The following is a 19,531-nucleotide window of genomic DNA, read 5'->3' on the forward strand; positions in this document are numbered from 1 at the left end:
TTAATCCTTGATGCTAATAATGGAGCCAAAATTAAAACACTGATACCAAAGATTATTGTGTTTAAATCCCGCTTGTTGCAGACGCGTGTAATGCTGCTTTACAGTATCGGCAACTAAAACATTTTCAAGGGAGGAACGTTTTTGGCTTATCTCCAGTTCGCTATAGCCATTATTACGTTTAAAGTCTAAATGCAGATCGATAAGTAGTTGATGGCTCACCTTGTCTTCAAAAATAAATTTTTCAGAAAGTATCAGTACACCGCCGGGTAATAGGCCGTTGTAGATATTGGTTAATAGCGTCAGGCGTTTTTCTGGGGTAAGAAATTGCAGGGTAAAGTTAAGTACCACCACGGAAGCATTTTCGATGTTGATATTGCAGATATCATCTTGTAAAACGGTAACGGGTGTTTCGGAACGATAAGCATAAATGGTTTCTGAGCAACGTTTTACCATCGCTTGTGAGTTATCAACGGCAATAATCTGACAACCTCTTTTATCTTTTAACGCACTGCGCATGGAAAGTGTGGCCGCGCCCAGTGAGCAACCAAGATCATACAGATTGCTATTTTCGATCGCTTTTCGCTCGGTGATCATGGCAATGGTGTTAATGATTTTTTCATAACCTGGCACAGAGCGTTTTATCATATCAGGGAACACTTGCGCTACCTGTTCATCAAAGCAGAAACCAGCAATCTGATCGAGTGGTTTATTGTAGATATTATCTGTTTGTGCCATTTTTTTTCTCATACATAAATTTGAGCAACTATTTTACTTAAATAAAGTGTGGTGGTCATTTTTTTCTTTTATAATGCGTTCCATTATTTATACAACGAACAACAGGAATCGATGATGCGCACAATGTATTGTGGTGAAGTGACTGAAAAAAATATTGGTCAAGAGATTAAATTGGTAGGTTGGATCAACAAACAGCGTGATTTAGGGGGGGTAACTTTTTTAGATCTGCGTGATCGTGAAGGTATTGTACAAGTGTTTTTTGATGGTGATACACCTGAAGCCACTGCGATTGCTGCCTCTGTGCGCAATGAGTTTTGCGTACAACTAAAAGGTCAAGTACGTGCGCGTCCTGAAGGTCAAGTTAATAAAGGAATGACTACGGGGGGCATTGAAATTCGTGGCCTTGAGCTAGAAATTTTAAACCGCTCAGAACCTTTACCACTTGATAGCAACCAAAAAAATTCTGAAGAACAACGTTTACGTTACCGTTATTTAGATTTGCGTCGTCCTGAAATGGCTGAGCGTATGGTATTTCGCTCTAAAGTAAGTAGCTTTGTGCGTCGTTTCTTGGATGACAATGGATTTTTAGACATTGAAACACCTATTCTAACCAAAGCAACACCAGAAGGTGCGCGTGATTATTTAGTGCCAAGTCGTACCCATAAAGGTCAGTTTTTTGCCTTGCCACAATCGCCACAGTTATTTAAGCAACTACTGATGATGTCAGGATTTGACAAATATTATCAAATTGTAAAATGTTTCCGAGATGAAGATTTACGTGCTGACCGTCAACCTGAATTCACCCAAATCGATATTGAAACGTCGTTTATGTCTGCTGATCAGGTGATGGAAAAAACCGAAGAGATGATCGTGAAGCTTTTCCAAGAGATGTTAAACGTTGATTTAGGCACTTTCCCTAAAATGACCTATGCAGAAGGGATGCGCCGGTTTGGTAGTGACAAACCTGATTTGCGTATCGATTTTGAGTTGGTTGATGTTGCCGACTTGTTAACAGAGGTTGAATTTAAAGTATTCTCTGGCCCTGCTAATGATAGCGACAGTCGCGTTGCTGTTATCTGTGTACCGGGTGGTGCAAAACTTTCTCGTAAAAATATTGATGAATACGGTAAATACGTCAACATCTATGGCGCGAAAGGGCTGGCATGGATGAAAGTGAACGAGGTCGCTAAAGGTCTTGAAGGGATAAAATCACCGATTGCTAAGTTTTTAAATGAAGAGATTGTTGCTGAGTTACTTAAACGTACTCATGCAAAAGATGGTGACATCCTTTTATTTGGTGCTGATAAAGCAAAGATTGTTTCTGAAGCAATGGGTGCATTACGTCTGAAAGTGGCTGCCGATTTAGGGCTGATTAAAGATGAATGGAAACCACTTTGGGTGATTGATTTCCCAATGTTTGAACCGTTAGAAGATGGTGCATTAACACCGCTTCATCATCCATTTACTGCGCCAATTAACTTAACCGCAGAAGCGTTAGAAGCAAACCCAGTGGGCGCTATCTCAAATGCTTACGACATGGTATTAAATGGTTGTGAACTAGGTGGAGGATCAGTACGTATCCATAAACAAGATATGCAAGCCACTATTTTCCGTATTCTTAATATTTCTGATGAAGAAGCGCAGGATAAGTTTGGTTTCTTACTTGAAGCACTACAGTTTGGCGCGCCACCACATGCAGGTTTGGCCTTTGGCCTAGATCGCTTGGTGATGTTAATGACAGGTACCAGTTCAATTCGTGAAGTGATCGCCTTCCCGAAAACCGCTTCTGCAGCTTGTCCTCTTACTAATGCACCGGGCTTTGCAAATCCAGCAGCATTGGCTGAATTAAATATTGTGGTAGTAAAAGAAGAAAAGAAAGAGCAACAAAAAGAAGATTAATCTATTTTTTTGTAAAAACTTCTTTATACAAAAAGGGATAGTAACTTAGCTTACTCTCCCTTTTTTGTTTAAACAGAAAAATAGCCTTATCAAAGGCATTATTAAAGGGCTTAAAAAGCAACGCAATACCTAGTAAATGCATTGTAAAAACAGTATTATACGCCCTTAAATATCTATGGAAAGTAAAATGAAGATTAAAGAAATATTAAAAGGTTCATTGCTAACGGCATCATTAATGCTCTCTCCATTGGTTAATGCGATGTTATTAACAGAAGTAGGTGGCGTTGATGAGTTTATTAGTAGTGCAACGTTAAAAAATAGTGGTGATGCGACAGAGTTAACTTGGGCTAAACAACTACTTGCTGATCCAATAGTGCTTGATGATAAGTATGATTCATCGGGTAATGATTGGACTTTAGTGGATGGCCAGAGTGATGTGTACTTTACTGAGTTTACTAATAATCCTGCTTATTATTTATTAAAATTTGGTACGGGTAAAAGCGGTGTAGATTCACATTTTTTATTTAAAAATAGTGGCAATGAAAAGTTCGCTGTGATTGATTTTTCACAAGCTGGTATCGACTTGTTAACTGTCAAAAAATTCCATATTGGAAAGATTAGCCATGTCACCGAGTTTGATAATATAAGCGTTGCATCGGTACCTGCACCGACGGGGTTTGTTTTTTTATTGATGGCGTTATTCGGCTCAATAGTTGTACGTAAAAAGAGTAATAGATAAAAGCTAAGTTAAATCTTTTATTTGATGGGTGATCGTTAAGAGCGATGGCCCATTTTTTTTGTTTTTTTATCATGCGACAAGCTTTAAATTTTAAAAAACGCTATATTTATTTTAATAGTGTTATGAGCGGAGTAAAAGATGTTTATTGAATTAGAGATCGCCGACCTAAAAGTTGGTATGTATCTTGTCGAAATTATTGCACCGAAAGGAAAATTTCAACTGCTTGATAGTGGTTTAATAAAAAATGAAAAAACATTAGCAACGCTAAAAAATAAAAGGATTGAGCGAGTGTTAGTCGATCCTTCTCGTCAAAAAAAGAAGCCAAGTAGCACTTCAAAACAGTTTTTCCAAGAAGAGATAGCGAAAGCTAAAAAAGTATTTAATGAATCTAAAAATATTCAAAAAAAACTGTTTCTTGATGCTGAAAATGGCTCACCTTTAGATTTAACACCTGTTAATCGTATTACCAATGAATCGATTGAACTCATCTTTAAAAATCCTGATGCACTCACCTGTGTGCTTAGTCTGCGTAATAAAGATGAATATCTATTAGAACATTCGGTGGCTGTTTCTGTCTTGATCACCATTTTTTCTTTCCATCTTAAAATAGATAAAGAGATTATCAGAAAATTAGCGGTAGGGGCTTTTTTGCATGATGTGGGAAAAATTAAAGTACCCGATGCTATTTTAAATAAGCCGGGTAAATTGACTGAGGCAGAGTTTGAGGTGATGAAAACCCATGCGTCACACTCGATTGATATTATTAAAAAAACACCTGGCATTGATGTATTAAGTTTAGAAGTTGCTACTTTGCACCATGAGCAGTTAAGTGGCAAGGGCTACCCTCATGGTATCAGAGCAAAAGGGATCTCTTTATATGGCCGTATGATCGCTATCTGTGACATTTTTGATGCGTTAACTTCAACCCGTTGTTATAAAAAAGGGATGCCACAGGTTAAAGCATTTAGTATCTTGCGTAGTTTAGCGCAGAACAATCATCTTGATACTGAGCTGGTGGATCAGTTTATTCTCTGTATGGGTGTTTATCCTGTGGGCGCGATTGTACAGTTAGACTCTAATCGTTTAGCGATTGTCGAGAGCCATAACCGTCAAGATCCTATTCGTCCTAAAGTAAAACCTTTTTACCATTTGACGGAAAAGGACTTTGAGTCCGGGAAAGAGATTGATTTAGCCATCAATGATAAAGAGCAAATTGTAAAATGTGTGCGTGCTGATGATTTTGATTTAGAGATGAGTCAAATTATTGAGTATCTGGCACATCAAGGTTAATGCTTTTTGCTCGTTGCGTTGTTTGTATAAACGTAATAATAAACAGCAAACTCATCAACATAATAATGGTTGGCGCGGGGGCGCTATCCAGATAAAAACTGATATATACCCCTAAAAATGAGCAACTACAGGAGACGAGTACAGCAACTTTTAGCATGTTAGCGAAGCTATTACACAGTAAAAAAGCGATGCTACCCGGTGCGATTAACAGTGCAATGACTAATATCATGCCTACTGCTTTTAACGAGAAAACAATGGTTAATGACAGTATGCTCAGCAGGGCGTAGTGTAAAAAACGCACGGGTAAACCAATCGCTTGTGCATGTTGTTTATCAAAAACAAACAGTAACAGATCTTTACCTTTGCAGACCATAAACAGTACAACTAGTAAACTAATACCAGCCACTTCAATAATATCTTGCCCGCTTGAACCGAGTAAATCTCCAAATAAAATCTGATCCAGATGTACATCCGATTCTATTTTTGTCATTAATACTAACCCCAATGCAAACATGCTAGAAAAAACAATACCCATCACTGTGTCTTCTTTCAAGCGACTATTTTCTTTGATATAACCCGTTGCAATTGCACAGCTTATCCCCGCTACAAATGCGCCAATGGCGTAAGGAATTGCAAGTAGATAAGCGATAACAATACCCGGTAATACTGAATGTGAAATTGCATCGCCCATTAATGACCAACCTTTTAATACTAAAAAACAGGAGAGTAACGCGCTTGGTATTGCCAGTAACAGCACAATAATAAAAGCTTGTTGCATAAAACCAAAATAAAAAGGTTCGCTGAGTAGTTCAAATAGTGCGAGCATGTAATTCCCCTACATTGCTTTTATCACTTTTTTTACTCTGTTTACGGCTGGCTAATAAGCCATGTTTAGGTGCAAAAATAAAACTGAGTAGAAAAATAACCGTTTGCAGTAATACAATAATGCCCCCTGTGGCACCATCAATAAAATAGCTGAGATAAGCACCAAAAAAACAGCTCAGTGTACCAATAGAGATACTAATAATAATCACATGGCTAAATTTATCACTGAGTAGATAAGCGCTTGCGCCGGGGATAACCACTAATGCGATCACTAAGAATGCTCCGACAGTTTGCAACGCTGCCACTGTGGATGCACTGAGTAACGTAAAAAATAGTATTTTTAGGTAAGTTGGATTTAAGCCAATGCTGACTGCATGATGTTCATCAAAAAACAGCACCATTAAATCTTTCCATTTGCAGCTTAAAATGGTCATGGTGATCACAGAAATAATGATCAGTTGTAGGGTGTCGCTAGGTGTTATGGCAAGAATATTACCCATCACGATAGTTTGAATATTGACTGACGTAGGGGAAAGCGACACCATAAACAGCCCTAAACCAAAAAATGAAGTAAAAATAAGCCCGATAATGGCATCCTCTTTTAGCTTTGAACGTTGATTTAAAAATAGCATAGTGGTGGCGGCCAGACCACCTGAGAAAAAAGCGCCCAGTGCAAAAGGTAAACCGAGCATATAAGCGCCTGCAACACCGGGCACAATGGCATGCGATAGTGCGTCACCAATTAATGACCAACCTTTGAGCATTAAATACACCGATAAAAAGGCACATACCGCGCCCACTAATGCGCTAACAAAAATAGCATTAACCATATAATTGTATTGAAAAGGTTGTAGTAGATAATCGACCATTACAGACTCCCAGCTTGGGTTATTGTTTCTGCTTTTTCGTTACCGTATAACACTACGGGGCGCTCATGATCAGAAAGCAGGGTAACTTGACGTGTATCATCATCTTCATGCAAGGTATCTCCTGCGAGAACGAAATGACGTAATACCCCACCAAATGCCTGTTGTAAGTTATCTTGGGTGAACACTGTTTTTGTTTCACCTGCAGCTAAGATAGTGCGATTAATTAATACCGTACGATCACAAAACTCAGGCACACTACCGAGGTTATGGGTTGAGACTAATATCACTTTGCCTTCATCACGTAATTCGCGTAGCAGTGCCATGATTTGATCTTCTGTTTGCACATCAACCCCAGTAAAAGGTTCATCGAGTAGAATCACTTCACTGTCTTGTGCCAGTGCGCGTGCTAAAAAGATACGTTTTTTCTGACCACCAGAAAGCTCACCAATCTGTCTTTTTCGGTAATCTTGCATGTTGACGCGTTGCAAGGCAAGCTCGACCATTTGATGATCTTTTTTGTTACTGCGCCGTAAAAAATTCATGTGTCCATAACGTCCCATCATGATCACATCTTCTACTAAAATGGGGAAGTTCCAGTCAATATCTTCACTTTGTGGCACATAAGCAACCAGATTTTTTTTTAATGCTTGTTTAACGGGGTATCCTAAAATCTCAACGTTGCCCTGACTAAGCGTGACAAACCCCATAATGGATTTAAACAGGGTAGATTTACCACTACCATTGATGCCAACCAGTGCGGTGATCGACCCGATAGGCAGTTTAAAAGAGGCATTTTGGAGCGCATTAAAACCATTTCGGTAGGTAACACTCACGTTATTAACAATTAATCCCGTTTTCATTGGCTTATCCCTATAACGATTTGATTCAATGTAGTGGTAAGTAAGTCAATGTAGGTTGGCACGGGGCCTTGTGCATTGCTTAATGAATCTACATATAATACCCCTGCGTAATGTGCGCCTGTTTCGCGTGCCACTTGTTGAGCGGGTTTAGCAGAAACAGTGCTTTCACTAAATATTGCCTTAATATGGTGTTGTCGCATGGTATCAATGACTTTGCGCACTTGCTGTGGTGTGCCTTGCGCATCGGCATTGATAGGCCAGAGATAAAGCTCTTGCAGATCATAATCACGGGCAAGGTAGCTAAATGCGCCTTCGCTGGTAACTAACCAGCGTTTGTTTTTTGCCAGATTGGCTATTTTTTGTTTAAAAGGCGCCACGGCATCTAACACTTGTTGTGCATATGATTTGGCATTACGGTTGTAGATGGCACTATTTTTAGGATCATATTTTACTAACGCTTGACGAATATTATCAATGTAGATAAGCGCATTCGGTGCAGACATCCAAGCATGTGGATTGGGTTTTCCCGTATAAGGACCTTGGCTTATACCCATGGGTTGAATACCCTCACTGACCACAATACGTGGCACATCGCTGAGATGGTTAAAAAATTTATCGAACCAAAGTTCTAAATTTAGACCGTTATAGAGGATTAAATCTGCACCTTGCGCACGACGCAGGTCACCTGGGGTTGCTTGATAGTTATGGATCTCTGCATTTGCTTTAGTGATTGATTCAACCACCGCAGCATCGCCTGCAATATTACGGGCAATGTCGGCGATGATAGTAAAAGTGGTGATCACTTTAAAAGGTTTGTGGGTGTTTGCTTGCAGCGAAGTACTGGTAAAATTTAGGATCACAAAAAAGATAAGAATCAGAGATCTGCACATAAAAAGTCCTTATTAGTATTCAATGACAAAATACTAGCAAGGAACACCCTTAAGTGCAAATGATAATCATTTCTATTTGTGTTTTTTAGCTTATTATCTTGAACTCACCTGTGGCGTTGTCCATTGCACATAACACTGAGCTGCTTAAGTCATAACGCCAACCGTGTAGTTTTAGTGTACCTGCTTCAACACGCTCTTTTATCCAAGGAAAGGTCATGAGGTTTTGTAAAGAGTGTTGTATGCCTTTTTGCTCACAATGGCTATGTCGGCTTGCTTGATCGGTAATACTTTCATCGGCAAGAATCTCATTACGTACTCCTTCAAGCTGTTGCATCCATTTTCCGATGAACGTTTCCGTTGAGTTTGAAGGTGGCGTATCCATCAATGTTTTAATGCCACCACATTGAGTGTGACCCAATACGATAATACTTTCGACTTCTAAGCTTGTTACTGCAAATTCTAAAGCTGCACTGGTGCCGTGCAAACTGTTGCAATCTTCACAAGGGGGAATTAAGTTGGCTACATTACGAATAACGAAGAGATCGCCAGGCTCACAGTCAAGAATAACACTGGGGTCAACACGAGAATCGGAACAACTGATCAAGGCGATTTTAGGACTTTGTCCCTCTTTAGAAAGTTTTAATAGTTGTTCTTTATTCTGTTGGTAATAACCTTTACGAAAACGTTGATATCCAGCGATTAAAGTATCAGTTGCAGGCATATTTTTTCCCTTTATATTGTTGATGTTTTATCATAGTGCATTTGTTGTATTAATAATAATTAAACTATATTATCAAAGCCATTAAAATTATTTATGGTTAGGAGATATTAATGCGTACCACACTGCATCAGCTAAAAGTATTTAAGCAGGTCGCATTAGTGATGAATTACACTAAAGCGGGTGAAATATTAGGCTTGACGCAACCCGCTGTCAGTATTCAAATTAAGCAGTTAGAAAATAATCTTGGTATTATGCTGTTTGAAAAAATTGGTAAGACACTCTATTTAACCCCTGCGGGCAAAGAGTTACGCCTATTTAGTGATGATATTTTTAGTCGCTTTGAAAATATGGACATGAAACTCAGTGCGTTAAAAGGAGAGTTGCAAGGCGATTTTTATCTTTCTGCGGTGACCAGTGCAAAGTATTTTACACCTCATTTATTGGGTGCTTTCCACAAAAAATATCCGAAAGTAAACTTTCATTTAGATATTGTTAATCGTGAGCAGATTATTCAGCGTTTAATCGATAATAAAGACGATCTGGTTATTATGGGTTTGTTGCCTGAAAAAATGCCATTAGCACGTTATCCCTTTGTGGATAATCCGATTGTATTGATAGCCAGTCCAGAGCATCCTTTGGCATTACAAAAAAATATCCCGCTTGAATCGTTATCTGAACATGCTTTTCTTCATCGAGAAAAAGGCTCTGGAACACGTAAAGCATTAGAGGAGTTTTTAAGTGGCAAAGGTATTACACTGCAAGTAAATATGACGCTGGGCAACAGTGAAACGATTAAACAGGCAGTCATGGCTGATTTAGGAATTTCTGCAGTGTCTCGACATAGTGTGATTTTAGAGCTTGCTACTAATTCGTTGGTAGAGCTTGATATAATCGGTTTTCCACTGGTTAAAAGTTGGTATATTGTGCATCATGAAAGTAAACATCTTTCCCCTATTGCAGCTGCATTTATCGAATTTATATTAGCACAGGAAAATGTAGATATTTTATGTAACCGTTTTCTAGCTATCAATGAGAAATTATAAAAGTGAGTATTATTCTAGGTATTGATCCCGGATCGCGGATCACAGGTTATGGCATTATCGAACAAAAAGGGTCAAAATGTTTTTATATCGCCAGTGGTTGTATTCGCACTAAAGGTGACACACTTGCACCCAGATTAGACATGATTTTTAAGGGGATCAGTGAAATTATCAAACAGTATCAACCCACTGAGTTTGGTATTGAACAGGTGTTTATGGCAAAAAACCCCGATTCTGCACTCAAATTGGGTCAAGCGCGTGGAGCTGCTATTGTGGCAGCTACGCAAGCTGATTTATATGTTTGTGAATATTCAGCCAGACAGATAAAACAAGCGGTCGTGGGCACGGGGGCCGCCACCAAAGATCAAGTACAACAAATGGTGATGCAACTATTAATGTTATCGGGTAAACCACAAGCGGATGCCGCAGATGGATTAGCGGTGGCTATTTGTCATGCGCATACAGCACAATCGTTGGTGGCAATGGCGGGTAAAGTGAAAAAAATAGTACGTGGGCGACTACGTTGATTATATGTGTCGTTGCCATTTAGGGTTTATTCATATTAAAGCTTCAGCTATCGACGATAACCGTGTTGAAAATGATCACAAATTCATCGGGAATGAATTTGAACATCCGTAGGATGGCCCGCAGGGCGTAGTACAGGATGTACGAAGTATTTAAACCACTAAACTTCGCCTCGAACTAGACATAAATGGCGTAGCCCTGAGCATTTACGTTCAATTTTATATGAAACACCTCAAATATTAGAAGGTGCTAAATAGTTATAATTACATGAGAGTTAGAAAAATATGTTGAAACAACTTTCTGAAACACAGTTAGGTATTTTTTACGCATTAGGTGCTTATCTCATGTGGGGCTTTGCGCCGATCTATTTTAAGTATTTAGAGTTTGTGCCTGTCTATGAAATTTTAGCGCATCGTGTTATTTGGTCTGTGGTGGTGACGGGTATTATTATTACGCTGTTATCAGGTTGGTCAGATGTTTACAAAATATGCAAAATACCTAAGAAGCTGCTGCTATTGTGTGTGAGTTCGTTGCTCATTAGTTGTAACTGGAGCGTATTTATTTGGGCTATCAGTAATGACAGAATGTTAGATGCGAGTTTAGGTTATTTTATCAACCCACTTATTAACGTGGTGCTTGGCCTGCTCTTTTTTAATGAATCGTTAAGCCGTGTTAAATGGGTTGCGGTAGGGCTTGCATTTATCGGTGTGTTAATACAAGTTTTTGCGTTAGGCGCATTGCCTTGGGTCTCACTGGTATTACCGCTAAGCTTCGCCTTTTATGCCTTGTTACGTAAAAAAATTAGAGTCGAAGCGCTAACAGGATTATTTATTGAAACCTTATTAGTTGCGCCAATTGCACTTTATTACCTGTTTGTTATTGCAGACAGTGAATATGTCAATATGCTCAATAATGGCTTGTCACTTAACTTTTGGTTAATGTTTGCAGGGATCGTGACGGCATTACCCCTTATCTTTTTTGGTCAAGCAGCACTGCGTTTGAAGTTATCAACACTGGGGTTTTTCCAATATTTAGCACCTTCATTATTGTTTGTTTTTGCCGTGGTATTTTATGGAGAGCAACTAAGCCTCAATAAAATGATCACCTTTATGTTTATTTGGTCTGGTGTTGTACTGTTTGCTTTTGAGAAATTGATCCTGCAAAAATTAAAATAACACTGGATATATACACAGCCATTATTCTATACTCAATCACTTATAGCAAAGCGAGGAAAGAAGATGATTGGAAGATTACGTGGCATTTTATTAGAGAAGCAACCCCCTGAAGTATTGTTAGATGTGTCGGGTGTAGGTTATGAGATTCGATTGCCGATGAGCTCTTTTTATCCCTTGCCTGATATTGGTGAAGAGGCGGTTATTTATACCCACTTTGTGGTACGTGAAGATGCACAACTGTTATATGGTTTTGCTGATAAGCATGAACGTGCAATGTTTCGTGAGCTGATTAAAGTGAATGGTGTCGGCCCTAAATTAGCACTTGCCATTCTGTCTGGTATGTCTGCCAATCAATTTGTACAATGTATCCATAATGATGCGGTGAGTACTTTGGTGAAGCTACCCGGTGTGGGTAAAAAAACCGCAGAGCGTTTAGTGGTTGAGATGAAAGATAGGCTAAAAAATTGGGTTGGTGCAGACTTGCTCACGCCAGAAGCGGATAAAATGGCCTTTGAAAATGGTTTGCAAAACAACAGTACGAGTGCGAATGCAAAAGAGGAAGCGATCAGTGCATTAGTGGCATTGGGTTATAAACCTGCAAGCGCGGAAAAAACCATTAATAAAATTTATCAACAAGAGATGGATTGTGAAGCACTTATTCGTGGTGCACTTAAAAGCATGTAATACCAATCAGAATAAATAGCTGATCTATTTTACTGGTTAAAATAACTTACTTCTTCGGTTTAAGTTTCGTAAAGGGAACAACCATAAAAGAATTAAAGTCTTTATTTTAATTCTACCGAAAGAGGATTAACGAAGTTAATCTCTCGAAAGGCGTCAACTCCCGCCTTGAATTAAGCTATTTTTCCTGCGTAAAATTTAGATCACATACTTAATCCAATTGGTAGAATAATAATTTGGCATAATAATTAGGTTCTAAAATGATTGAAGAAGATCGCCTGATATCAGGCACACAAAAAACAGATGACACATTTATTGATCGTGCCATTCGTCCTAAATTATTAGCCGATTATGAGGGACAACCTCAAGTTAATAAACAGATGGAGATCTTTATCGAAGCTGCGCGTCAGCGTGGTGAAGCATTAGATCATCTATTGATTTTTGGCCCCCCTGGGTTGGGTAAAACTACGCTTGCACACATAGTTGCTAATGAGCTTGATGTTAATATAAAAACCACTTCGGGGCCTATTTTAGAAAAAGCGGGCGACTTAGCTGCACTGCTCACCAATTTAGAGGAGAACGATGTCCTGTTTATTGATGAAATCCATCGTTTGAGTCCTGTTGTGGAGGAAATTTTGTATCCTGCGATGGAAGACTATCAGCTTGATATCATGATTGGCGAAGGACCCTCTGCCCGTTCAATTAAATTAGATCTGCCTCCTTTTACTCTTATCGGTGCAACCACACGTGCAGGCTCGTTAACTTCCCCCTTGCGTGATCGCTTTGGTATTGTACAACGTCTTGAATATTATGAATTAAAACCGCTCACCAAAATTGTACTGCGCAGTGGTAAACATTTTAATCTTGATTTAGATGAGTCAGGTGCGATTGAAATTGCCAAGCGTTCACGCGGTACACCGCGTATTGCTAACCGTTTACTGCGCCGTGTACGTGATTATGCGCAAGTAAAAAAGATGGCGATGATCAATGTCGACGTTGCCAAACAGGCACTTGATATGCTTGAAGTTGATGATCAAGGTTTTGATTATATGGACAGAAAATTATTGATGTCTATTTTAGATACCTTCCAAGGCGGGCCTGTTGGGCTAGATAATTTGGCGGCCGCCATTGGTGAGGAGAAAGAGACAATAGAGGATGTGCTAGAGCCTTACCTGATTCAGCAAGGCTTTCTACAACGCACCCCCCGTGGGCGCATTGCTACCAGCAGAACTTACCTACATTTTGGATTTGATAAGCCCCCCATTAACAGCTGAGATTAACGCTTGCTTGTTTATTCATTAACTGAAAAGTAAGCAAGAGTAAGTTGTATTGCCACTATTTTATTCCCTATCCCTTTTTACTGTACTGTGAATTCCTTGGAAAATGATGCAAAGCTCGTTTAGCAAACTTGCGAATCAAACATACATCAATAAATACACCATAATTGAATATAAAGATACACTGTTTATCAATTAGCTAGGATAATAAATAGTGCTAATATGAATTGATCTAGATCAGCTTAAAGAGTATAACAGTGCACAAATGACGTGTAACTAATTGATGCTAAAGAGATGTTAAATATTTGTCTTTCTTTAACATCTCTTTAACATTTGCAACTGTTTTTATCTTACCTATAGCGTGAAGTTGTATCCTCTTTGTGAAGTGAAGACAAAACAGACAGAATTTAATTAATTATATTTTAAACTTTAGGAGAAAAAAATGGATGATATTGTAGATCTATCGCGTTTTCAGTTTGCGATGACCGTCATGTATCACTTTTTGTTTGTACCATTAACGCTAGGCCTTGCTTGGATCTTATTGATTATGGAATCACTGTATGTGATGACCAAGAAAGAGATCTACAAAGATATGACCAAATTCTGGGGAAAACTGTTTGGTATTAACTTTGCTCTTGGTGTAACAACGGGATTAGCAATGGAGTTCCAGTTTGGTACTAACTGGGCTTATTACTCACATTATGTGGGTGATGTATTTGGTGCACCTTTAGCCATTGAGGGTTTAATGGCCTTCTTTTTAGAATCAACCTTTGTTGGTTTGTTCTTCTTTGGCTGGGATAGATTAAGTAAATTACAACATTTAATGGCGACCTTTTTAGTCGCTTTTGGCTCAAGTATGTCGGCATTGTGGATTCTAGTCGCCAACGCATGGATGCAAAATCCAGTTGGGGCAGAATTTAACTATGAAACCATGCGTATGGAGATGACCAGCTTTTCGGAGCTGGTCTTTAACCCCGTCGCACAAGTGAAATTTGTTCATACGGTGGCCTCTGGTTATGTTGCCGGCGCGATGTTTGTGTTGGCAATTAGCTCCTATTACCTGTTAAAAGGGCGAGATTTACCCTTTGCTAAACGCTCTTTTGCGATTGCGGCTGCCTTTGGTACTGCAGGTATTTTATGTACCATTCTTTTAGGTGATGAAAGTGGTTATGAAGTGGGTGATATACAGAAAGTAAAATTGGCTGCTATTGAGTCTGAATGGGAAACACATCCTGCCCCCGCTGCATTTACCTTGATTGGCCTGCCTAATCAAGAGGAGCAACGTACTGACTATGCGCTTAAAATTCCTTATGCGTTAGGTATTATTGCCACACGCTCATTAGACAAAGAGGTAAAAGGTCTAAAAGAGTTAATGGATGAGCATGAAGTACGTATTCGTAGCGGCATGATAGCCTATGGTTTACTTGAGAAACTACGTACTGGTGACGATAGCCCTGAGAATATTAAAGCCTTTGAGGCGATTAAAATAGATCTCGGTTACGGTTTGCTGGTCAAAAAGTATGCACCTAATGTCGTTGATGCCACTGAACAACAAATTCAAATGGCGGTGGATGATAGTATTCCAAGTGTTGCGCCTATGTTTTGGTCATTCCGTATTATGGTAGGTGCTGGCGTATTAATGCTGTTTATCTTCCTGTTTGCTTTTTATCAATCAGCGAGTAATAAAATTGGTAGCAATAAAACCTTCTTGAAAATCTGTTTATATAGTTTACCCCTGCCTTGGATAGCGATTGAGGCCGGGTGGTTTGTTGCTGAATATGGCCGTCAACCCTGGGCTGTTGCTGAAATATTGCCGACCCACATGGGAGTATCATCACTCTCCGTTGAACAGCTGTGGTTTAGTATTATCTCAATTGCGGCTTTTTATACGGTGCTATTAGTGATTGAGGTGTTCTTAATGTTACGTTTTGCACGTTTAGGTCCAAGCAGTTTAAAAACGGGTAAGTATCATTTTGAGCAACTTGAAAATCAACAGGAGAGTGAGCATGTTTGATTATGAAACGTTAAAGTTAATTTGGTGGGGATTAATCAGTGTTTTGCTGATTGGTTTTGTGATCACCGATGGTTTTGATATGGGTGTCGGTGCCTTACTCCCTGTCATTGCCAAAACAGATGATGAACGCCGTATTATGATAAATAGTATTGCGCCACATTGGGAAGGTAATCAAGTTTGGTTTGTAACGGGGGCGGCTGCTATTTTTGCAGCTTGGCCTGCTGTTTATGCAACCGCCTTTTCAGGGTTTTATGTGGCGATGATGCTAACTCTGTTTGCGCTGTTTTTTAGACCCGTTGGTTTTGATTATCGTAGTAAAATAGCGGATCCTCGCTGGCGCAATAGTTGGGATTGGGCGATCTTTACTGGCAGTGTTGTCCCACCTATTATTTTTGGTGTTGCGTTTGCTAATATTTTGCAAGGTGTGCCTTTCATATTAGATGATTTTTTACGCTCTTATTATCAGGGGGGATTTTTTGATTTATTAAACCCTTTTGCGCTTTTAGTAGGCGTTTTTAGTCTGATGCTGTTTGTATTGCAAGGTGCGACGTGGTTACAAATGAAAACAGAAGATGAGATTCGAGCGCGTGCGCGTCTTGTTATCTTTATTTGTGCGCCACTCACCATACTCTTATTTGCACTGGCTGGGTTCTGGGTTGCTTATGGCATTGATGGTTATGTGATCACTGAAATTGGATCGCTAAGTGGCCCTTCAAATCCGATGCTTAAAACGGTTGTAGTACAAGAGGGAGCATGGCTGTTAAATTACAGTAAATATCCACTGACCATGTTAGCGCCTGCACTGGGTTTGTTTTTGCCTTTATTAGTGCTTGTTGCAACAAAGTATCATCGTAGTGGTTTTGCTTTCTTTTTCAGTAGCTTAACGCAAGTGGCGGTATTATCGACTTTTGCGGTTAGTACCTTCCCATTTATATTACCATCAAGTATTAATCCCAATATTAGTTTTACTGTTTGGGATGCAACATCAAGTGAATTGACTCTGAATATAATGAGCATTGCAGCTGCTATTTTCTTACCGATTGTTTTACTGTATACCTGTTGGTCATACTTCAAAATGTTTGGTCGCATCGGTAAAGAATATTTAGCTAAATATAAACATTCAGCGTATTAATTGAGGATATAAATTATGTGGTATTTTGCATGGATTTTAGGCATTTTATTAGCGTGCTCATTAGGTATTATTAACGGCCTATGGTTAGAGCAGGTAGAAACGAATGAGAAAGAAGAGCAAGAAAATAAGCAGGATTAATGCTTAACATATTGAACATAAAAGGGGATTAGTTACTTGGTAACTAATCCTTTTTTTATTGATAGAGTGGTATTGTTATGGCTAATACCATATTCGCTTAATATAATGATCAGTTTTTACGCAGGAAAAACAACTTAATTAAAGTGTAAGTTGACGCTTTTCGAAGATTAACTACGTTATTCTAACCAAAAAAATAGATTCGCTATTTATTTCGATTGGTATTATTTGTAGTTGTAAGATAAAATCAGTTAAGAAGTGGCTGGTTATTAAAAAGTCTCCTACATGTTATGCTTATGCCGACTTTAAAAGAGCGACGGCAACACAGATCATGTATGAGGAAATATTAAAGTTAAGTGTTAACTTTAATATTTAATTTAACCTCTTTGTAGTATCTCTACACCACACGTACTATCTCCCTATTTTAGGGAAACTATTTTAATAATATAAGGAATCAACTAATTATGTCAGGTTTAAACAACCAAGAGAATAATCCGAACAGTGAAAAAAACCAACTTAAAGCTTTACTCGATCAGCCTATTGAAGATTTACCACTAATATCTTTGTACCGTATCAGATACCTCGCTACCGAGCTTTCGATGGAAGGTGTAGTAGTACACGTTCAGAAGATTATTGATAAACGTCAGCAAGCAATGTAATAGCAGCGAACTTTCTATGAGCAAGAGAAGGTTAAAACATTAACTTTCTTTTGTAAGGCACTTGAGGGCGAAAGCACTTAGGTTTTCAGTTCTTTGGGGAAACGGCTGTGGTCATCGTTAAGCGCACTTTTATACAACAAAAAAAGAGAAAAAGGAATAATACTTCCTTTTTCAACCTACCTCTTAACAAATGTATAAAGCTTAATTTTTCCTAAGCTAATTGGCTATGTAAACGCATATAATAACGGCCACTGGCGCACGATTTTCCCGCTTCCATCAGATAGATGTTATCCATTTTACTCATGGCGGTTAATCGATGGCTGATCATCGGTAGGCTTTTATCTGCTGCAAACTCAAACAGTAGTGCTAAAATTTCACGCTCGGTGCGCTTATCTAACCCTTCTATGGGCTCATGCGACTTGTTCTCCACCTAATAGTTGCTGGGTAAAGCGGAGACAGCCATATTTTTAATGTTTGAACATATTGATGTCTCCCGATCTTTTTCTTAATCATTTAGTTTTGTCCTTTAAATCTACCCTGTCATCATATTGTCATGCCTTTCCTATACCGTTATAGCTTGTAGTTACCCCTCCTAAAATATAACAAGTAAATAAAAATGATGCTGTTGCATTATGCACATTCATTTATATATCCCTGCATGTTTTATTTGCGGTGCAAAATTGCCGAGAAAAATGTCGCAACTCATCAAGGAAATAAGTATTGAAAATTGAAATAGTAACAACTCAAAACGAAAACTTGAACGAAACAGGATTTGGAACTCTAAAGGCTTGCCGCAGTGTATTTGATTCTATTGAAAGGATAGGTCATGACGTAAAATTAAACATATGCAAATCTGAACGAGACCTGCAGGATATTGTCAAAAGAAATCCAGATTTGGTTATTTTAGCCGTAAAATATATTGCACTTCAAAATGGAAATAATATTTGGTTAAGTGAGTTTTTTTCTCAATATGGAATTAATTTCACTGGCTCATCAAGAGATGTGTTGAGATTTGATTCCAATAAAGTTAATGCTAAATTATATTTAGCAAATAAAGGCATTAAAACTGCAAAATATTTTACGGCAATTCCTGGGCAGTACCGATGTGCAAATGAACTTCCAATTAAATTTCCATTATTTTTAAAGCCGATAGATGCAGCCAATGGAAACGGAATTGACGATTTCTCTTTCACAACCAATTTTTCGGAGTTTGAAACTAAAGTATTGTCATTATACAACAGGTTTAGTACTCCTATTTTGGTTGAAGAATATTTGGATGGGCGTGAGTTTACAGTTTCAATAATAAATACACCCAACAACGAACTCATCATTTCTCCTATCGAAATAGTCCCACCAGAATCAAAAAATGGGCTGAGAATTTTAGGTCAAAAGGTTAAGAATGATAATTCAGAAGAACTAAAATTAATTGAAGAGGGTGAAATGAAAAATGAAGTGATAAAACTTGCTGTTAATTCATTCTTGACCTTAGGTGTGAGGGACTTCGGTAGAATAGATATTAGAGCTAATAAAGCAGGAGATTGTTTTTTTATTGAAGCCAATTTGGTGCCTGGTATGACATGCGGTTCTAGCTATTTCCCTAAATCTTGTGAAATTGAGCGTGCATTACCCTATGATAAAGTCATTCAAATAATGTTAGCAAATGGACTTTGTAGAGCGGAACAAAAAACACCCCCTAACAATCTAATCAACAAAGACATTGTCGTTAGTCGACAGCTTAATTAAAAAGTGGGGTTTCAAGTGGCTAAGAAAACCAGCGACCATTTCTTGTCTGGCCGACAGTAAAAGGTGTTACAGAGATTGTTAGAACGCCATCCTGTTATGCTTTCTCGTTGGCGACTTGGTTTTTCAATCTAACTATTAATGGAATGCAAAGCTTGCATTTTGCTTTCATAGCCAGTGTCTTTTATCAGTGACCTTGTATTACCTAGGAAAAACTCGCGCCATCAATGCATGCGTTTCAGGAAGTCGTTGTTCTCCTTTTAAAACCCATGCGTTTCAGGAAGTCGTTGTTCTTCCTTTAAAACCCATGCGTTTCAGGAAGTCG

19 protein-coding genes and 1 pseudogene are annotated in these 19,531 nt (G+C 38.6%); 13 read left to right on the top strand and 7 right to left on the bottom strand.

The features are described from left to right. On the bottom strand, positions 1–735 hold the full coding sequence (cmoA, locus tag G322_RS0104585; RefSeq protein ID WP_022940631.1) for a carboxy-S-adenosyl-L-methionine synthase CmoA: 735 nt from the start codon (positions 733–735) through the stop codon (positions 1–3). Positions 736–849: 114 nt separating this feature from the next. Here cmoA and aspS point away from each other — a divergent pair, with 114 nt between their 5' ends. From aspS to G322_RS0104605, 3 genes are all read left to right on the top strand, one after another. Beyond that, positions 850–2,634 carry an aspartate--tRNA ligase gene (gene aspS, locus G322_RS0104590; RefSeq protein ID WP_022940632.1) on the top strand — a complete coding sequence of 595 codons (1,785 nt, stop codon included), beginning with the start codon at positions 850–852 and terminating at the stop codon, positions 2,632–2,634. A gap of 187 nt (positions 2,635–2,821) precedes the next feature. Then, a complete protein-coding gene (locus G322_RS0104600) occupies positions 2,822–3,373 on the top strand; it encodes a hypothetical protein (protein WP_022940634.1) in 552 nt (183 codons plus the stop codon). Positions 3,374–3,511: 138 nt separating this feature from the next. Beyond that, complete coding sequence (locus G322_RS0104605) at positions 3,512–4,663, top strand: cyclic di-GMP phosphodiesterase (RefSeq protein WP_022940635.1); 1,152 nt, start codon at positions 3,512–3,514, stop codon at positions 4,661–4,663. Here G322_RS0104605 and G322_RS0104610 read toward each other — a convergent pair. The 5 genes from G322_RS0104610 to G322_RS0104630 form a co-directional block, all read right to left on the bottom strand. Continuing rightward, the gene (locus G322_RS0104610) at positions 4,635–5,489 is read right to left on the bottom strand and encodes a metal ABC transporter permease (RefSeq protein ID WP_022940636.1); all 855 of its coding nucleotides are present in this window, start codon (positions 5,487–5,489) and stop codon (positions 4,635–4,637) included. The genes G322_RS0104605 and G322_RS0104610 overlap by 29 nt on opposite strands. Continuing rightward, entirely contained in the window at positions 5,473–6,357 is an 885-nt protein-coding gene (locus G322_RS0104615; protein ID WP_022940637.1) for a metal ABC transporter permease, read from the bottom strand. The genes G322_RS0104610 and G322_RS0104615 overlap by 17 nt, the downstream gene beginning before the upstream one ends. Continuing rightward, positions 6,357–7,217: a manganese/iron ABC transporter ATP-binding protein gene (locus G322_RS0104620; RefSeq protein ID WP_022940638.1), complete on the bottom strand. Its 861-nt coding sequence runs from the start codon at positions 7,215–7,217 to the stop codon at positions 6,357–6,359. The genes G322_RS0104615 and G322_RS0104620 overlap by 1 nt, the downstream gene beginning before the upstream one ends. Next, positions 7,214–8,107: a metal ABC transporter substrate-binding protein gene (locus G322_RS0104625; protein ID WP_022940639.1), complete on the bottom strand. Its 894-nt coding sequence runs from the start codon at positions 8,105–8,107 to the stop codon at positions 7,214–7,216. Before G322_RS0104625 ends, G322_RS0104620 begins: the two co-directional genes overlap by 4 nt. Before the next feature lie 85 nt (positions 8,108–8,192). Then, on the bottom strand, positions 8,193–8,828 hold the full coding sequence (locus G322_RS0104630) for a carbonic anhydrase (protein ID WP_022940640.1): 636 nt from the start codon (positions 8,826–8,828) through the stop codon (positions 8,193–8,195). Positions 8,829–8,938: 110 nt separating this feature from the next. Here G322_RS0104630 and G322_RS0104635 point away from each other — a divergent pair, with 110 nt between their 5' ends. From G322_RS0104635 to G322_RS0104675, 9 genes are all read left to right on the top strand, one after another. Next, positions 8,939–9,871: a LysR family transcriptional regulator gene (locus G322_RS0104635; RefSeq protein WP_022940641.1), complete on the top strand. Its 933-nt coding sequence runs from the start codon at positions 8,939–8,941 to the stop codon at positions 9,869–9,871. Between the two features lie 2 nt (positions 9,872–9,873). Next, positions 9,874–10,395, top strand: coding sequence for a crossover junction endodeoxyribonuclease RuvC (gene ruvC / locus G322_RS0104640; RefSeq protein WP_022940642.1), 522 nt, complete (start codon positions 9,874–9,876; stop codon positions 10,393–10,395). 285 nt (positions 10,396–10,680) lie between these two features. Then, a complete protein-coding gene (gene rarD, locus G322_RS0104645) occupies positions 10,681–11,568 on the top strand; it encodes an EamA family transporter RarD (protein WP_156873911.1) in 888 nt (295 codons plus the stop codon). A gap of 63 nt (positions 11,569–11,631) precedes the next feature. Continuing rightward, complete coding sequence (gene ruvA, locus G322_RS0104650; RefSeq protein WP_022940644.1) at positions 11,632–12,252, top strand: Holliday junction branch migration protein RuvA; 621 nt, start codon at positions 11,632–11,634, stop codon at positions 12,250–12,252. Between the two features lie 257 nt (positions 12,253–12,509). After that, on the top strand, positions 12,510–13,523 hold the full coding sequence (gene ruvB, locus G322_RS0104655) for a Holliday junction branch migration DNA helicase RuvB (protein ID WP_022940645.1): 1,014 nt from the start codon (positions 12,510–12,512) through the stop codon (positions 13,521–13,523). A gap of 445 nt (positions 13,524–13,968) precedes the next feature. Beyond that, a complete protein-coding gene (locus G322_RS0104660) occupies positions 13,969–15,540 on the top strand; it encodes a cytochrome ubiquinol oxidase subunit I (protein WP_022940646.1) in 1,572 nt (523 codons plus the stop codon). After that, the gene (cydB, locus tag G322_RS0104665; RefSeq protein WP_022940647.1) at positions 15,533–16,672 is read left to right on the top strand and encodes a cytochrome d ubiquinol oxidase subunit II; all 1,140 of its coding nucleotides are present in this window, start codon (positions 15,533–15,535) and stop codon (positions 16,670–16,672) included. The genes G322_RS0104660 and cydB overlap by 8 nt, the downstream gene beginning before the upstream one ends. A gap of 15 nt (positions 16,673–16,687) precedes the next feature. Then, entirely contained in the window at positions 16,688–16,810 is a 123-nt protein-coding gene (gene cydX / locus G322_RS22160; RefSeq protein WP_022940648.1) for a cytochrome bd-I oxidase subunit CydX, read from the top strand. Positions 16,811–17,271: 461 nt separating this feature from the next. Next, on the top strand, positions 17,272–17,466 hold the full coding sequence (locus G322_RS0104675) for a hypothetical protein (protein ID WP_022940649.1): 195 nt from the start codon (positions 17,272–17,274) through the stop codon (positions 17,464–17,466). A gap of 211 nt (positions 17,467–17,677) precedes the next feature. Here the strand turns inward: G322_RS0104675 and G322_RS0104680 are convergent. Continuing rightward, positions 17,678–17,878: pseudogene (locus G322_RS0104680) on the bottom strand (heme ABC transporter ATP-binding protein/permease CydC); the annotation flags it as partial. Positions 17,879–18,186: 308 nt separating this feature from the next. Between G322_RS0104680 and G322_RS19940 the strand changes: the two are divergent. Beyond that, positions 18,187–19,209 (top strand): D-alanine--D-alanine ligase family protein, encoded by a 1,023-nt coding sequence (locus tag G322_RS19940; RefSeq protein WP_022940651.1) that lies wholly within the window; start codon positions 18,187–18,189, stop codon positions 19,207–19,209. The last annotated feature ends 322 nt before the right edge of the window (positions 19,210–19,531 follow it).

It is taken from the genome of Psychromonas hadalis ATCC BAA-638 (assembly GCF_000420245.1).
Classification (GTDB): Bacteria; Pseudomonadota; Gammaproteobacteria; order Enterobacterales; family Psychromonadaceae; genus Psychromonas; species Psychromonas hadalis.

Coding starts and splice junctions, on each gene's coding strand:
- G322_RS0104610 (WP_022940636.1), bottom strand. CDS start 5,489: ATGCTCGCACTATTTGAACTACTCAGCGAACCTTTTTATTTTGGTTTT.
- G322_RS0104630 (WP_022940640.1), bottom strand. CDS start 8,828: ATGCCTGCAACTGATACTTTAATCGCTGGATATCAACGTTTTCGTAAA.
- G322_RS0104675 (WP_022940649.1), top strand. CDS start 17,272: ATGTCAGGTTTAAACAACCAAGAGAATAATCCGAACAGTGAAAAAAAC.
- ruvA (WP_022940644.1), top strand. CDS start 11,632: ATGATTGGAAGATTACGTGGCATTTTATTAGAGAAGCAACCCCCTGAA.
- aspS (WP_022940632.1), top strand. CDS start 850: ATGCGCACAATGTATTGTGGTGAAGTGACTGAAAAAAATATTGGTCAA.
- ruvB (WP_022940645.1), top strand. CDS start 12,510: ATGATTGAAGAAGATCGCCTGATATCAGGCACACAAAAAACAGATGAC.
- cmoA (WP_022940631.1), bottom strand. CDS start 735: ATGGCACAAACAGATAATATCTACAATAAACCACTCGATCAGATTGCT.
- G322_RS0104615 (WP_022940637.1), bottom strand. CDS start 6,357: ATGGTCGATTATCTACTACAACCTTTTCAATACAATTATATGGTTAAT.
- G322_RS0104620 (WP_022940638.1), bottom strand. CDS start 7,217: ATGAAAACGGGATTAATTGTTAATAACGTGAGTGTTACCTACCGAAAT.
- G322_RS0104660 (WP_022940646.1), top strand. CDS start 13,969: ATGGATGATATTGTAGATCTATCGCGTTTTCAGTTTGCGATGACCGTC.
- cydB (WP_022940647.1), top strand. CDS start 15,533: ATGTTTGATTATGAAACGTTAAAGTTAATTTGGTGGGGATTAATCAGT.
- G322_RS0104625 (WP_022940639.1), bottom strand. CDS start 8,107: ATGTGCAGATCTCTGATTCTTATCTTTTTTGTGATCCTAAATTTTACC.
- G322_RS0104600 (WP_022940634.1), top strand. CDS start 2,822: ATGAAGATTAAAGAAATATTAAAAGGTTCATTGCTAACGGCATCATTA.
- G322_RS0104605 (WP_022940635.1), top strand. CDS start 3,512: ATGTTTATTGAATTAGAGATCGCCGACCTAAAAGTTGGTATGTATCTT.
- cydX (WP_022940648.1), top strand. CDS start 16,688: ATGTGGTATTTTGCATGGATTTTAGGCATTTTATTAGCGTGCTCATTA.
- G322_RS0104635 (WP_022940641.1), top strand. CDS start 8,939: ATGCGTACCACACTGCATCAGCTAAAAGTATTTAAGCAGGTCGCATTA.